11 protein-coding genes are annotated in these 14550 nt (G+C 57.7%); 6 read left to right on the top strand and 5 right to left on the bottom strand.

The features are described from left to right. Positions 1 to 109: 109 nt before the first annotated feature. A complete protein-coding gene (locus tag EBA31_RS12045) occupies positions 110 to 991 on the top strand; it encodes a LysR substrate-binding domain-containing protein (protein ID WP_122079260.1) in 882 nt (293 codons plus the stop codon). 19 nt (positions 992 to 1010) lie between these two features. Here EBA31_RS12045 and EBA31_RS12040 read toward each other — a convergent pair whose 3' ends face one another. The 4 genes from EBA31_RS12040 to EBA31_RS12025 all read right to left on the bottom strand — a co-directional run bounded on the left by EBA31_RS12040 (position 1011) and on the right by EBA31_RS12025 (position 6923). Next, entirely contained in the window at positions 1011 to 4586 is a 3576-nt protein-coding gene (locus EBA31_RS12040; RefSeq protein ID WP_122079258.1) for a molybdopterin cofactor-binding domain-containing protein, read from the bottom strand. Next, positions 4579 to 5121 (bottom strand): (2Fe-2S)-binding protein, encoded by a 543-nt coding sequence (locus EBA31_RS12035; RefSeq protein WP_122079255.1) that lies wholly within the window; start codon positions 5119 to 5121, stop codon positions 4579 to 4581. Before EBA31_RS12035 ends, EBA31_RS12040 begins: the two co-directional genes overlap by 8 nt. 203 nt (positions 5122 to 5324) lie before the next feature. After that, positions 5325 to 5798 (bottom strand): MarR family winged helix-turn-helix transcriptional regulator, encoded by a 474-nt coding sequence (locus EBA31_RS12030; protein ID WP_046373624.1) that lies wholly within the window; start codon positions 5796 to 5798, stop codon positions 5325 to 5327. A gap of 66 nt (positions 5799 to 5864) precedes the next feature. Continuing rightward, a complete protein-coding gene (locus EBA31_RS12025) occupies positions 5865 to 6923 on the bottom strand; it encodes a 2,5-dihydroxypyridine 5,6-dioxygenase (RefSeq protein WP_122079253.1) in 1059 nt (352 codons plus the stop codon). Between the two features lie 329 nt (positions 6924 to 7252). Here EBA31_RS12025 and EBA31_RS12020 point away from each other — a divergent pair, with 329 nt between their 5' ends. The 5 genes from EBA31_RS12020 (at position 7253) to EBA31_RS12000 (ending at position 12040) form a co-directional block, all read left to right on the top strand. Continuing rightward, a complete protein-coding gene (locus EBA31_RS12020; RefSeq protein ID WP_041414542.1) occupies positions 7253 to 8404 on the top strand; it encodes an FAD-dependent monooxygenase in 1152 nt (383 codons plus the stop codon). Continuing rightward, positions 8401 to 9195 (top strand): alpha/beta fold hydrolase, encoded by a 795-nt coding sequence (locus EBA31_RS12015; RefSeq protein ID WP_122079251.1) that lies wholly within the window; start codon positions 8401 to 8403, stop codon positions 9193 to 9195. Before EBA31_RS12020 ends, EBA31_RS12015 begins: the two co-directional genes overlap by 4 nt. Before the next feature lie 66 nt (positions 9196 to 9261). Then, positions 9262 to 9963 (top strand): Asp/Glu racemase, encoded by a 702-nt coding sequence (locus EBA31_RS12010; protein WP_202914226.1) that lies wholly within the window; start codon positions 9262 to 9264, stop codon positions 9961 to 9963. 9 nt (positions 9964 to 9972) lie between these two features. Beyond that, a complete protein-coding gene (locus EBA31_RS12005) occupies positions 9973 to 10614 on the top strand; it encodes an N-carbamoylsarcosine amidohydrolase (RefSeq protein WP_046373627.1) in 642 nt (213 codons plus the stop codon). 118 nt (positions 10615 to 10732) lie between these two features. Further along, the gene (locus EBA31_RS12000; protein WP_048759082.1) at positions 10733 to 12040 is read left to right on the top strand and encodes an MFS transporter; all 1308 of its coding nucleotides are present in this window, start codon (positions 10733 to 10735) and stop codon (positions 12038 to 12040) included. Between the two features lie 193 nt (positions 12041 to 12233). On the opposite strand, the gene dcp is transcribed toward EBA31_RS12000, so the two are convergent. Continuing rightward, complete coding sequence (gene dcp / locus EBA31_RS11995) at positions 12234 to 14435, bottom strand: peptidyl-dipeptidase Dcp (RefSeq protein WP_122079246.1); 2202 nt, start codon at positions 14433 to 14435, stop codon at positions 12234 to 12236. Positions 14436 to 14550 lie beyond the last annotated feature (115 nt).

Raw genomic sequence — 14550 nt, 5'->3', positions numbered from 1 at the left:
GTCTATCCTTCCTCATTATCCCTTGGTGCATGGATTGTCCGCAGCCCTTGCCTGCCGCACAATGCGGCAATCACTGAGCCAGCCTGAGGCAAATACGTAGGAGAAGCCGATGCATTTCGATTTTACCGACCTGCGGCTGTTTATCGCCGTGGCAGAGGCGGGCAGCATCACCGCCGGGGCCGATCGTGCCTGCCTGTCGCTGGCATCGGCCAGTGCCCGCATTCGCGGATTGGAGCAACAGGCTGGTATTCAGCTTTTGGCCCGCGGCGCGCGGGGAGTACAAACCACTCAGGCCGGTGAACGCCTGTTGGGCCATGCTCGTCTGTTGTTACAGCAAAGCGAACGGCTACGGGGGGATATGGCAGAGTTTTCCCCGGGCAACGCCTGCCATTTGCGTATTCTGGCCAATACCGTCGCCGCCAGCGCTTTTCTCCCGGAGCTGCTGGCCGACTATCTGCTGCTTAACCCACAGACGGACATTGCGTTGGAAGAGTTGCCCAGCACGGCGATCAGCCAGTCGATCCTCGATCAAACTGCGGATATCGGCATTGTCGCCAACCACGCCGACCTGCGCGGGCTGGAAAGCTACCCGTTCCGCCAGGATCGCCTGGTGCTGGCGCTACCGGTCGATCATCCGTTAGCCGGCCGCGCCAGCGTCAGTTTTAGCGAAACGCTGGCATATGACTTTATTGGCTTAAGCTACGACAGCGCGCTGCAGCAACATTTGGCGCAACACGCCCTACGCAACGGCGGTCCAATGCGTTTACGCGCCCGTGCAGGAAGCTTTGAAGTGGTGTGTCGGATGGTGACGCGTGGTGCCGGTATCGCCGTGGTACCGGAGGAGATCGCCCGGCAATGGCCGGGCATGCAAGTCAGAATTCTTGCGCTGGACGATACCTGGGCCACACGCCAGCTGTCTATCGTAGTGCGTCAGTTGGCCCAGTTACCGCTACCGGCGCAGCGGCTTATCGCTTTCCTGCAACCGCAATAGCGCCGTTTTTTAACGACAGTTAATGGCTGCCCGGATTGGCACGTAGCCTGGCAACCTGCGTTTCGACATCGCGCCATGCCGGTTTGTCCCCGGCATAATGCTGCCGTAGATAATTCACCAGATCAGCCACTTGACGATCGGAAAAACTGTCTTTGAATCCAGGCATAAAGCCCAAATCAGCGGTAGCCGGTTTGGAAATCCCCTGCAAAATCACGTTAATCAGGTTATCCGGCCGCTCGCTGAATATATTGGTGTTGTTCGCTAAATCCGGGCTGACGCCAAACAGCTGCGGCCCGCCGCTGGCGGCGCTGTGACAGGCTTGGCAAGCGCCCTGAAACAGACGTTCTCCGCCCAATTGCCCTACGGCGGTCGAAAGAGTGGCAGCCGGTTTGGCCTGCGGTTCCAGGTTCAATCCGGTCGGGTTGCTCAATGAAATCAGGTAATTGGCCATCGCTCGAACGTCGGTTTCCGGCAGTGTGGCCAGTTCGCCGACCACCGGCCCCATCGGGCCGGCCGCGACACCATGCTCGGCAGAATGACCGCTACGCAAATACTGGAATAGCTGCTCTTCGGTCCAGGATTTGTCCGCATTGGCCAATTGGTTTAATGCCGGCGCTTCCCAGCCATCCACCATCGCCCCCGCCAAAAAGTTGCTGCCGCCCTTTTCAGCGCCCATTAGATTGCGCGGGGAATGGCAGGCGGCACAATGGCCCAACCCGTTAACCAGGTAAGCGCCACGGTTCCACTGCGCGCTTTGCGTCGGATTTGACTGAAACTCGCCCTGGCGGAGAAACAGCGCATTCCAGCCGGCCATTAACGGGCGCACATTGAACGGGAAACGCATCTGATTAGCCGGGGTACTTTGCACCACCGCCGGTTGCGACATCATATAGGCATACAGCGCTTGCATGTCACCCTCGGTCATCTTACTGAACGCCGTATAGGGAAATGCCGGATACAAATGCCTGCCATCGCGGCTGATGCCCTGACGCATCGCCCGGTCGAACGCGGTAAACGACCAGTTGCCAATACCGGTTTCCACATCTGGGGTGATATTGGTGCTGTACAGGGTTCCAAACGGAGTTTCCATCGCCCGCCCCCCGGCATTGGTTAGCCCTTCTGAGGCGGTATGGCATACCGCGCAATCCCCGGCAGCGGCCAACTGACGCCCCCTTTCCAGGGTCGCGGCAGACCAGGTACCTGAGCCAGGGGTAGCCACCGGCGCAATTTCGGCACGCCATGGCAGTGCCGTCGTCGCAACACCCAGCGCGGCGCCTAAAATCCCGGCCACGCCACCAAACCACCATTTACTGCGTTTGGTTTTGACTGGCTGCGTTGACGGCTGCCGCTGACTATCCGGACCGTTCAACGCCTCGCGCAGTCGATCAGAGGTGATCGGCAACTCGCGAAACCGAATACCGGTGGCATCAAACACCGCATTGGCGATGGCTGCCGCACTGGGCACCGAGGCAGACTCACCGGCCCCCAATGGCGGATCGTAAGGGCGTGGCATCATCACGACATCCACCTCCGGCACCTCCGGGAAAGTCAGGATCGGGTAAGCCCCCCACTCTTTGCTGGAGATCGTGGATTCTTCGAAGGTCACTCGCTCTTTTAGTACCCGACTGGTCGACTGGATAACGTTGCCGTGGATCTGGTGACGTACGCCGTCCGGATTGACCATCATGCCGGCGTCGTGCCCGACCACAATCCGCGTGACCGCCACTTCGCCGCTGACTTTGTCGATAGCAACGTCGGCGACCCAGGCTGCCCACGCGGCACCGAAACCGGGAAACTTACTGTGAATATAACGCGCATAGGCAAAGCCTCGTCCACGCAGTACGCCGTCCTCCGCCGGGGTTTGCATAGGTTCGGTATGCGGCGTCCAGCCGGCACGTTCGGCGGTACTGCGCATCAGTTCGGTGGCACGTTGATCCTTGATATAACGCAGTCGATATTCAAGCGGATCGACGCCGGCGGCGATAGCCAGTTCATCAATATAGGACTCGTGCGCGAAGGTATTCGGCAATGCCGATACGCCCCGCATCCAGGAAGCGCGGACAATCGGTGCCATATCCTCAATGCTGACGCGCAACGCCGGATATTCATAGGGCGGTACCGAAGTGCGATCCCCCATCTCATAAGCCACCGGCACCGGCTCCACCCGTCCGGTCAGCAACAGCGCCAGAGTGGGTGCACCGTTGGAAGGATAATAGGTGCGAAAATCATAGGCGACCGGATCACCGGCGGCGTCCAACCCACCGTCAACCTCCATCAGTTGCGCAGTGCCCTTCGGTTCCCACAGATGTTCCTGCTCACGGGTTAGCTGCACCCGTACCGGACGGCCTACCGCTCGCGACAGCAGCGCCGCATCCGCACAGACATCATCGGCGCAGTTACGACCATAACAGCCGGCGGCCTCCATGCGGATGATTTCAATTTGATTTTCCGGGTACTCCAGCAGCCAGGCGAGATCGGCGCGCAACAAGTGCGGATTCTGGCTGCCCGACCACACCCGCAGTTGCTGTGGTTGGTAATCGGCCAATGCGCAGGACGGGCCAATCGACGCATGCAGTTGATATGGCCAAAGATAACTGCGGGTAAAGCGTCGGTCGGCGGCAGCCAACGCTGTATCCACGTTGCCGGTATCATGCACCACCCGCGTCGAATGGGGATTATCGCGCAGCGCCTGAGCCACATCGGTCATCTGCGGCAGGTTACGCCGCCAGTCTTTCCAGCTCACCTGCAGCGCCTGTGCCGCCTTGATCGCCTGCTCCTCGCGCTCGGCAACAATGCCGATAAAGTCTTCTATCACCACCAGCTTGACGATGCCGGGAATATGGGCAATCGATTGTTCGTCCACCGCCAGCAGGCTGGTGCCGACAAACTCACCGCTGTCGTAGCCCGCATACGGCGGTCGCACCACCCGCCCGTGTAACATGTTCGGCAGCCGCATATCGTGCACATAGGTGGATTCGCCTGTGGCCTTGGCCGGGATATCGACACGTGCGGTGCTGGTCCCCACCAAACGGTACTCGGCCTGCGGCTTAAGCGGTGCATCACCGCTTATCGTTAACGCAATATGTACACCAGCCACCAGTTCGCCATAGCTCAGCCTTTGCCCGTCAGGGCTAACAACGATGCCGTCGTCCAGCGTCAGTTGCTCTACTCTGAAGTCAAAACGTTGTGCCGCCTGCTGCAGCAACCAGCGGCGCGCTTCGGCGGCGGCATTACGCAGGGGTACCGCCGAAATCTGCAGGGTGGCACTGGCGATAGTCGCCCCCTGATTCGGCGTGCTTTCAGTGTCGCCCAGCACCATGCGCACCTGATCCATGCGCAGGTAAAGCTCTTCGGCGACAATCTGACCTAATGCGGTGCGCACGCCAGTGCCCAGATCGACATGGCCGTTGAAGGCATAAACCTCACCGCTGTCGCAAATGGCAATGAACAACCCTCGTTCTTTGGGTTTCAGGCTCGGCGTCTGACCTTTCGGTACCAGCCCTGGCGGCGGTTGGATCTGATCGACAATCAGCAATGTGCCCTGGCGCTGCAATAGCTCCGCCTGACTCGGCAATGAGGAATGGGTATCAGTCATGGGACGAGGTTTCCTCGTTGCGATACAGAGTGATAGCGCGCTGAACCGCACGCAGGATTTCGATATGGGTGCCGCAACGACACAGATTGCCGGACAGTGCCTGACGGATTTCTCTGTCACTGGGCGAGGGATTTCGATCCAACAGGGCTTTGGTGGTCATGATCATGCCGTTCAGGCAATAACCGCACTGCGCCGCCTGTTCCTCAATAAAAGCGCGCTGCACCGGATGCAGATGTTGGCGATCGCCCAGCCCTTCCAGCGTGGTGACCTCACGGCCGGTCACACCCAGAGCCGGGATCACGCAGGAGCGTGCGGCAATGCCGTCAACCAATACGGTGCATGCGCCGCACTCTCCGAGGCCGCAGCCGTACTTTGGGCCATTGAGCGCCAAATCGTTGCGTAACACCAATAACAGAGGCGTATCCGTCATCACCCAGGTATGAATATTTTCGCCATTTACCGACAGCATCAATGGGTGCTCCGTCAGCGTTTTTACCGCGCCTTCCCTGGGCGATTGCACTTCAGATATCGCCATTCTCGCGTCTCCGCCTGCGCTCTGGTGATACCCGTCATCTTTCACGCCGCTGCGTCGTTGCCGCACCTGCCCATCCCAGTTACTGACTTGAGAGTGGGCAAGCTGCCAGCCTGGCTGCAACTTGAAAGCTATAGGGTATGAATTGTGGGCCGTGACCTCGCCGCCACCGCACTCACCAGACAACAGCAGTTGCGCGGGGCGTATCAGCCGGGTGGCTGGTCTTCCAGCATTTTATTGAGCAGGAACATCAGTGCTATACGTTCGGCCGGATTGAGCGTGCCGAAGGTTAATTCTGTGATCTTCGCCGCATGCGGCACCGTCTCCCTCAACAGATCGGCACCGGTATCAGTCAGCCCGACCACCACTTTGCGCCGGTCGACAGGATCCGGCATAACGGTGATCAATTCACGCGCTTTGAGGCGCTCGACAATGCCGCGAATGGTGGCTTGATCGACTGCCGTCACCTGCACCAGCTCAGTTAGCGAACTCGGGCCCATGTCACGCACCGCGCACAGGGTAATAAACTGCACCGCGGTCAGCTGCGAATCGCCAACGTTCTGCTGAAAGATGGCCACATGGCGCTGGTAAACCTTACGAAGCAGGTGCCCGACTTGTTCAGTAAAATGATAATTTTCGGTCTTGCCGTTTTCTGCAGCCGGGTATTCGGGGGGCGTCATTGCGTTACTCTCACCATCTATGGAAACCACCGAGAATAGTACAAACCCCCGCGTTTAGCAGCAAGGTTAGCCCTGGCTTACTCGGGACGCCGCAGGAGCCACCACTTCGCCATCCGCCACTACCGTCGTGCCGTCCAGGCTAATGTCGCAATGGCGCAGCGCGATATCCATGTGGCACGGCGTTTTACGCGTACCACCGACTTCGGTATTCGGCCCGGTGGAAAAAAGGAAGTTGCCATAGAAGGCACGTGCATCCATACACATCCCGTCGTTTTTGTCGTGCAGCCCCATCGCCGTCCACTGTGCACGTGGCTGTAAGCCCCAGCCGATGTGCGAGATGCCGTACACTTCCGGGTCGTTGAAATATTTCATGTACTCCCGAAGATATTCCGCCTCAAACCCCCCGTGAATACGCGTCACAAAGCCCTTGTCTATCTCCAGCGTGATCCGTTCCCGCGCATAGCTCTTGAACGGCAGCAGGATATCGCCCACATCCAGCACCAGTACCCCTTCGGCCTGTTCCTCATTCGGCCAGGTGAACAGGAAGCCGCTTGGCCAGTGATCCCAACGTCCCGGTTCGTCGGCGTAACCGTATTCGGTTACCGTGGGGTATTGCCCCAGCGGGGCGCGAAAATCGCTGCCGGCGACAGATTTCACCTGCATTAGTTTTGCCTGTTCCAGCACGGCAGCCGCCGCCAACACTCGCGCTTTGTCTTCCGCATTAGGCAACATCCGTGCCAATACCTCCGGCGGCTCGACCGCCAGCAAAATACGCGTGCCGGTCTTAAGGATTTGCTCCTGCTCCGGCGAGTGCAGCAACATCATGGTATCGACCACCAGATCGGCGGCCTCCAACGCTCGCTGCGCCGCATGGTTGCCGGTCAATGCCGTATCACCGCAATAAGCAGTCATGTCGTTGCCCATGGCGCGCGGATGGTTAAACGAGGGCAACTCCACCGCATAAACCTTAGCGCCCAATCGCAGTGCAGCATCGGTAGCTGCGCGTACCGTGCGTACATCGGAATAGTGACTTTTCAGGATCGCCACGCTTTGCGAAGCATCAACCTTTGACAGCGTAAGCACCTGCTCGAACAGCTGAACCAACTGACTATCATTGACCGCCATGCGGTATCTCCTGTTTTGCCTAAAGGGGTCGACGCGCCCGGCGCCAACGAGGTTATTTTGTACAAATTACAGTGAATACACTCTTTTAATTATCTAAGACTAAAAACCCACCGGAAGCAAGAACCCCGAGACACCTATAAGTAAATCCTATTTTAAGCCCTTACCATCCTGCGATTAACATAAGGTTAACAGAAACTGGCAACCAATTAGCGTGAGCCAAGTCAAAATTAACACTTGTGCAACTTTGCGTTATTTAGCGTATACACTATAAATCGATTATCCGTTATCGCAGCGGATAGCAGGTAAAAAAACCAACAGTCAGGGGAAAAATGATGAGCAAACAACAACGCATTGCCGTAGTCGGCGCCGGTTTGGGTGGCGCCGCCGCCGCCGGTCTGCTGCAAAAAGCGGGCTTTACCGTCGACCTGTACGAACAGAGTCCGGTATTTTCACGATTGGGTGCCGGTATCCATATGGGGCCAAACGTATTGAAGATTTTCCGCCGTCTCGGCATTGAACAACCCTTGGAGCAAATGGCGTCTCACCCGGACTTCTGGTTCAGCCGCGACGCCGAAACGGGTGATTATCTATCTCGCATCGAACTGGGGGCATTTGCCCGCAAAGAGTACGGTGCCGCTTACGTGACGGTACACCGCGGCGATCTGCAGGCCTTGCAGATGGCGGCACTGCAACCGGGCAGCGTGCATTTTGGCAAGCACCTGAGCAAGATTGAAGAGCGCGAAAACCATGTGGTGCTGAATTTTGCCGACGGTACTCAGGCCAGTGCAGACATCGTGATTGGCGCCGACGGCATCAATTCCCGCATTCGCGAACACCTGCTGGGCACTGAAGCCCCTACCTACAGTGGTTGGGTGGCGCACCGGGCGTTGATCCGCGGCGATAAACTGGCCAAATACAACCTGAGTTTTGAAGACTGCGTTAAATGGTGGTCGGCGGATCGTCACTTGATGGTCTATTACACCACCCAAAAGCGTGACGAATACTACTACGTCAGCGGCGTGCCGCACCCGGCATGGGATTTCCAGGGCAGCTTTATCGACAGCAGCCGCGAGGAAATGTACGAAACCTTCGCCGGTTATCACCCGATTGTGCAGGCATTGATCGAGTCCAGCGAACAGGTCACCAAATGGCCGTTGCTGAACCGTAAACCGCTGCCGTTGTGGAGCGAAGGCCGCATGGTACTGCTTGGCGATGCCTGCCACCCGATGAAGCCGCACATGGCTCAGGGCGCAGCCATGGCGATCGAAGACGCCGCCATGCTGGCGCGTTGTCTGCAGGAAACCGGCCTGACCGACTATCGCACCGCTTTCCAACTGTATGAAGCCAACCGCAAAGAGCGGGCTTCTCGCGTGCAGGCGGTATCCAATGCCAATACCTTCCTGCGCACGCAAGAAGATCCCGCCTGGGTTTACGGCTATGACCTGTACGCGCAAGCGCTGAAATCGGAGAACGCCGCATGAGCCACTTTCTGTATGGCGCCAACGTGCAGGCCAACGGCATTCGCCAGCACTATCTGCGCTACGGCGGGCAAGGCCCGGTGGTGATCCTGATCCCCGGCATCACCAGCCCGGCGATCACCTGGGGCTTCGTGGCCGAACGACTGGCTGAAAAGTACGACACCTATGTGCTGGACGTACGTGGGCGCGGACTATCCGCCAGCGGACCGGAGCTGGCTTATGACGCCGAAACCTGTGCCCAGGACATAACCTCTTTCGCTTGCGCTTTGCAATTGGAAAACTACGCCCTGCTCGGTCATTCAATGGGGGCGCGCTTTGCCTTACGCGCTGCCGCGCTCCATCCGGCAGGGGTACGACGGCTGGTGCTGATCGACCCGCCAGTTTCCGGCCCCGGTCGGCGCGAATATCCGGGCAAGTGGCCCTGGTATGTCGATTCGATCCGTCAGTCACTGTTGGGTATGAACGCCGAACAGATGCGCACTTACTGCCCCAGCTGGAGCGAATCGCAGCGCCAACTGCGTGCCGAATGGCTGCACACCTGCTATGAACCGGCCATCCAACGCGCCTATGAAGATTTCCATCAGGTCGATAGTCATCGCGATTATCCCGCGTTGAGCATGCCGACATTACTGATGGTCGCGGGCCTTGGCGGCGTGATCCAGCAGGAAGACGAGGCGGAGATCCGCGCATTGCAGCCAGAGATAACTCTCGCGCACGTTGAAAATGCCGGACATATGATCCCGTGGGACGACTTTGACGGTTTCTTCCGTGCTCTGGGCAATTTTCTGGATTAATTAAGGAGTGGTGTCATGACTAAAAATTACCGTATCGGCCAAATCGTCCCCAGCTCCAACACCACGATGGAAACCGAAATTCCGGCGATGCTGAACGCTCGTCAGCTAATCCGCCCGGAGCGTTTCACCTTTCACTCCAGCCGCATGCGCATGAAACACGTCAGCAAGGCGGAGTTGGCGGCGATGGACGCCGAATCCGACCGTTGTGCTCTGGAACTTTCCGACGCACAAGTCGACGTGCTCGGTTATGCCTGCCTGGTAGCAATCATGTCGATGGGGCTGGGCTATCACCGTGAGTCACAGGCCCGACTGGCACAGGTGACGCAAGATAATAACGCCGGCGCTCCGGTCATCAGCAGCGCCGGAGCGCTGGTCAACGGTCTGAAAGTGCTGGGGGCCAAACGCATTGCGTTAGTCGCCCCCTACATGAAACCCCTGACCCAAATGGTGGTGGACTATATCGAGCACGAGGGTATTGAGGTCAAGGTATGGCGGGCACTGGAGATTGCCGACAATCTGGCCGTGGGACGCCATGACCCGGCCAAACTGCCGGGCATTGTCGCCGAGATGGATCTGACCGACGTTGACGCCATCGTGCTGTCCGCCTGCGTGCAAATGCCGTCCTTACCGGCGGTGGCTACCGTTGAAGCACAAACCGGCAAACCGGTATTGACCGCCGCCATCGCAACCACTTACGCCATGCTGACCGCACTGGAGCTGGAGCCGATCGTTCCCGGCGCAGGTGCCCTGCTGTCCGGCGCCTATTAAGGAGCAACTATGGCATCCGCAGCCGATAACTCACTCACCGATAATTACAGCGGCGTCTGGGGCAACCGCATCGGCTTCGGCCGACATCCGGCCCTGCTGATGATCGATTTTATGCAGGGCTACACAACCGAGGGTGCACCGCTGTTCGCTCCCGGCGTGGTCAGCGCGGTCGACGAGAGCGTGGCGCTGTTGGCCACCGCTCGCCAAACGGGAATTCCGGTGATTCACACCAATATCCGCTATCATGCGGGGCATTTTGCCGATGGCGGCATTTGGGTGAAAAAAGCTCCGGTTATGAAGGACATGGTGGAAGGCAACCCGCTGGCGGCTTTTTGCACGCAGGTAACTCCTCTGGCCGCAGAAGTGGTATTAACCAAACAGTATGCCAGCGCTTTTTTCGGCACCTCTTTGGCCCCGATGTTGGTGGCGCTGGGCGTCGATACCCTGCTGTTGGCCGGTTGCTCCACTAGCGGCTGTATTCGTGCCAGCGCAGTGGACGCGGTACAGCACGGCTTCCGCACCATCGTCGTGCGGGAATGCGTAGGCGATCGTCACCCCGGGCCGCATGAGGCCAATCTGTTCGACATCGACAGTAAATACGGTGATGTCGTGACTAAAAAGGAGGCCCTCGACTATCTGAACCGGCTGTAACCCAGAGCTTCACCTGCACGGAGAGCTGAACAATAAAGAAGGCGCGGAAAGCGCCTCAAAAGCAAACACACAACGCTCCTCCTCCGGAGGCCACCATGCACCACCTGGAGACATCATCATGGCCATTGTTGAAACCCCGTTAACCGGGAAAGCGGGAGCAGAATCGCTTCTGTACCGCAAAATCACCTGGAAGCTGATCCCGTTCCTCTGTTTGTGCTATCTGGCCGCCTATCTCGACCGCATCAACGTCGGTTTGGCCAAGTTGCAGATGGCCGACCAATTGCAACTGAGCGAGGCCGCCTTCGGGCTGGGCGCCGGGCTGTTCTTTGTCGGCTATATCCTGTTTGAAGTGCCGAGTAACCTGATCCTGCAGCGCGTCGGCGCCAAGGTGTGGATTGCCCGCATCATGATCACCTGGGGCCTGCTTTCCGCCTGTACGATGTTTGTCACTACCCCCAACCAGTTTTACATCATCCGCTTTTTACTTGGCGTAGCGGAAGCCGGCTTCCTGCCAGGAGTACTGTATTATCTGACACTGTGGTTCCCGACTTACCGTCGCGGCCGCATCATTGCGCTGTTCATGATCGGCCTGCCCCTGTCTAGCGTGCTTGGCGGCCCGCTGTCTGGCTGGATCATGGGACATTTTGATATGCGACACGGGCTGCACGGGTGGCAATGGCTGTTTCTGCTGGAAGGCATTCCCAGCGTATTGTTGGGCGTACTCACGTTCTGGGTGCTGCCGAACAACTATCGACAGGCCAAATGGCTGTCCGAGGACGAAAAACAACGCATTGCAGAAGATCTGGCCCAGGACGACGCCGAAGCCAGCCACAGCAAGCACAGTTTTCGCGACGGTTTCTTTAACCTCAAAGTGTGGATGTTGGGTGGCATTGACTTCTCGATCCTGCTTAGCGCCTATGCCATGGGCTTTTGGATGCCAACCTTTATCAAGACTGCCGGCGTGACCAACATCACTACCATCGGCCTGCTGACTGCGTTACCGAGCGTTGCTGCCCTGCTGGGGATGTTGCTGATCGGTACCAGTTCCGACCGCATGCGTGAGCGTCGCTGGCACATCATTGTGCCCTTTATTGTCGGCGCGATGGCGATGGCCGGCAGCACGTTCTTCACCCATAACGTGATCGCCACGGTGTTGCTGTTCTCTGTTGCGCAGGCCGCAATCATCGGTGCGGTACCGGTGTTTTTCAGCCTGCCGGCCACCTTTCTGCGCGGCACAGCAGCGGCAACCGGCTTCGCGCTGGCCTGTTCGCTGGCAAACATTGCCGGGTTGGTGAGTAACTCGCTGATGGGGCTGGCATTGGACCTGACCGGTAAAAGCGGCGGCGCTCTGTGGGCATTCGCCGGGTGTCTGCTGATCAGTTCATTGCTGGTAGTTGCATTACCTGCCAAGGTGGTTAACCGCTGAGGACGTTGGGCCCCGCTCGCGGGGCCTGACTTATTGGCAACCACAGGATCGGTCTGCCATTTTTGTGCTTGATTGCTCACGGGCCAAAAATATCCGGCGCATGACAAATCCTCGTTTCGGCTATGTCCCGACGAAAAAAAAGGACGCAAGAAACTTGCGCCCTTCAGGGAGTTTTGGGTTATGCCGCGAACTGTTATTCGTCTTTAAGACCGCGGTTGATCAACATCGGCTCGATGCTCGGTTCTTTACCGCGCCACTCGACGTACAACTTCTCCAGATCCTGGCTGTTGCCGCGTGACAGCACCATATCGCGGAAACGCTGGCCGTTCTCCGCCGTCAGCCCACCGTGCTCGCTGAACCACTGGAAGGCGTCATCCGCCAGCATTTCAGTCCACAGATAGGCGTAATAACCCGCGGCATAGCCGTTACCCCAGATGTGTTTGAAGTAGCTTGAGCGATAGCGTGGCGGCACGTAGCTGAGATCGATCTTGTCTTTCATCAGCGATTCGGCTTCGAATTTATCCACGTCCTGCTGCGGCTGATCGGCGCTCAGCATATGCCAGTGCATATCCAACAGTGCCGCAGACAGCAGCTCGGTCATGTCGTAGCCCTTGTTGAACTTGTCGGCTTTTTTGATTTTATCGACCAGTTCCTGCGGCATGGCTTCACCGGTTTTGTAGTGTTTGGCGTAATGCGCAAAGACTTTAGGATCGCTGGCCCAGTGCTCGTTGAACTGCGAGGGGAATTCGACAAAATCACGTGCGGTATTGGTACCTGAAAGGCTTGGGTACTCCTGATCGGCGAACATACCGTGCAACGCATGACCAAACTCGTGGAACATGGTGATCACGTCGTCGTAAGACAGCAATGCAGGCTGACCCGGTGCCGGTTTGGTAAAGTTGGCGACGTTGTAAATCACCGGTTTGGTGCCTTTCAACTTCGACTGTTCGACGAAGTTGCTCATCCAGGCGCCGCCGCCTTTGTTGTCGCGTTTAAAGAAGTCGGTATAGAACAGCGCCATCGATTTGCCGTCTTTATCGAACACCTCATACACGCGCACGTCCGGCTGGTAAACCGGGATATCCTTACGTTCTTTGAAGCTGATGCCGTACAGCAGGTTGGCGGCATAGAACACGCCGTTGTTCAGCACGTTATCCAATTCGAAGTAAGGTTTGATCTGCGATTCATCCAGATCGTACTTCGCCTTGCGCACCTGTTCGGCATAGAACTGCCAATCCCAGGCGGCAACCTTGAAATCGCCTTTCTGCTGGTCGGAAGCCGCCTGAATGTCTTTGGCTTCACGTTCGGCACGCGCAGTGGCTGCCGGGACGATATTACGCATAAAGCTCAGCGCCGCATCCGGCGTTTTGGCCATCTGGTTTTGCAGCTTCCAGGCCGCATAGTTCGGGAAGCCCAAGAGTTTGGCCTGTTCGGCACGGACTTTGGCCAGCCGGGCAATCGTCTGGCGAGTGTCGTTGCCGTCACCCTTTTCTGCCCGATTCCACGAAGCGTCAAACAGCGCCTTGCGGGTGTCTCGATTTTTCAGGCTTTGCAAATCCGGCTGCTGGGTGGTGTTTTGCAATACCAGTAACCACTGCTTGTCCAGCTTACGCTCACCGGCGGCCTGAGCGGCAGCGGCCAGTTCGCTCTCAGACAATCCGTCCAACTTACCCTTGTCGGCGATAGCCAGCGCACCATCTTTGGTCGCCGCCAGCAGCTTGTTGGAGAACTGGGTACTCAGCGTCGCCGCTTCCTGGTTCAGCGCCTTCAGCTTGGTTTTATCGGCGTCGGAGAGATTGGCCCCCGCCAGCTCGAAATTTTTGTAAGTCACTTCCACCAGGCGGCGAGATTCGGCATCCAGCTTCAGCGCATCACGCTGCTGATAAATCGTCTTGATACGCGCGAACAGTTTGCTGTTGAGCATGATGGCGTCGTCCAGCGCCGCCAGCTTCGGTGAGCTTTCTTCATCCAACTTTTGCAGCGCGTCACTGGTGTTGGCCGAGGTCATGGCACCAAACACGTTCATCACCCGTGACAGCAACGCCCCAGACTGTTCCAGCGCCACGAAGGTATTTTTAAAATCAGGCTTGGCCGGGTTGTTGGCAATCTTCTCCACTTCCTCCAGCTTTTGCTTGATACCGGCATCAATTGCCGGGGCGTAGTCGCTCTCTTTAATCAAATTGAACGGCGGCGCCTGGAACGGCAGGCGACTTTGGTAGAAGAACGGGTTCTGGTTCTTTTTATTGTTGTGCTGGTTGGCTTCACCGGTCACGTTAGCCTCCTTCGCCTGACCACTCGGCAACGCGGTGTGGTCAGCGTGCGGGTTAGTTTCTGCTGCCTGTGCCTGCGAGCTCAGCGCCATGCCGATCGCCAACACCAATGTAGATAAACGCATCAAATCGAAACTCCTCCATGTTCACAGAATAAATTGCGCGGGAACCCCAGTTCCCAGGCCACATCCTAGCTTAGGCGCAGTTGGCAGTTTGAGCAAAAACAAGTGATTAGAATGT

The sequence above is a fragment of the Serratia sp. P2ACOL2 genome (assembly GCF_003691565.1).
GTDB lineage: Bacteria > Pseudomonadota > Gammaproteobacteria > Enterobacterales > Enterobacteriaceae > Serratia > Serratia liquefaciens.
This window is presented reverse-complemented; position numbering and strand designations above follow the sequence as displayed.

What these genes read in the sequence shown, in the direction of transcription:
- EBA31_RS12045 (WP_122079260.1), top strand. Translation starts at nt 110, where the DNA reads ATGCATTTCGATTTTACCGACCTGCGGCTGTTTATCGCCGTGGCAGAG.
- EBA31_RS12040 (WP_122079258.1), bottom strand. Translation starts at nt 4,586, where the DNA reads ATGACTGATACCCATTCCTCATTGCCGAGTCAGGCGGAGCTATTGCAG.
- EBA31_RS12035 (WP_122079255.1), bottom strand. Translation starts at nt 5,121, where the DNA reads ATGGCGATATCTGAAGTGCAATCGCCCAGGGAAGGCGCGGTAAAAACG.
- EBA31_RS12030 (WP_046373624.1), bottom strand. Translation starts at nt 5,798, where the DNA reads ATGACGCCCCCCGAATACCCGGCTGCAGAAAACGGCAAGACCGAAAAT.
- EBA31_RS12025 (WP_122079253.1), bottom strand. Translation starts at nt 6,923, where the DNA reads ATGGCGGTCAATGATAGTCAGTTGGTTCAGCTGTTCGAGCAGGTGCTT.
- EBA31_RS12020 (WP_041414542.1), top strand. Translation starts at nt 7,253, where the DNA reads ATGATGAGCAAACAACAACGCATTGCCGTAGTCGGCGCCGGTTTGGGT.
- EBA31_RS12015 (WP_122079251.1), top strand. Translation starts at nt 8,401, where the DNA reads ATGAGCCACTTTCTGTATGGCGCCAACGTGCAGGCCAACGGCATTCGC.
- EBA31_RS12010 (WP_202914226.1), top strand. Translation starts at nt 9,262, where the DNA reads ATGGAAACCGAAATTCCGGCGATGCTGAACGCTCGTCAGCTAATCCGC.
- EBA31_RS12005 (WP_046373627.1), top strand. Translation starts at nt 9,973, where the DNA reads ATGGCATCCGCAGCCGATAACTCACTCACCGATAATTACAGCGGCGTC.
- EBA31_RS12000 (WP_048759082.1), top strand. Translation starts at nt 10,733, where the DNA reads ATGGCCATTGTTGAAACCCCGTTAACCGGGAAAGCGGGAGCAGAATCG.
- dcp (WP_122079246.1), bottom strand. Translation starts at nt 14,435, where the DNA reads ATGCGTTTATCTACATTGGTGTTGGCGATCGGCATGGCGCTGAGCTCG.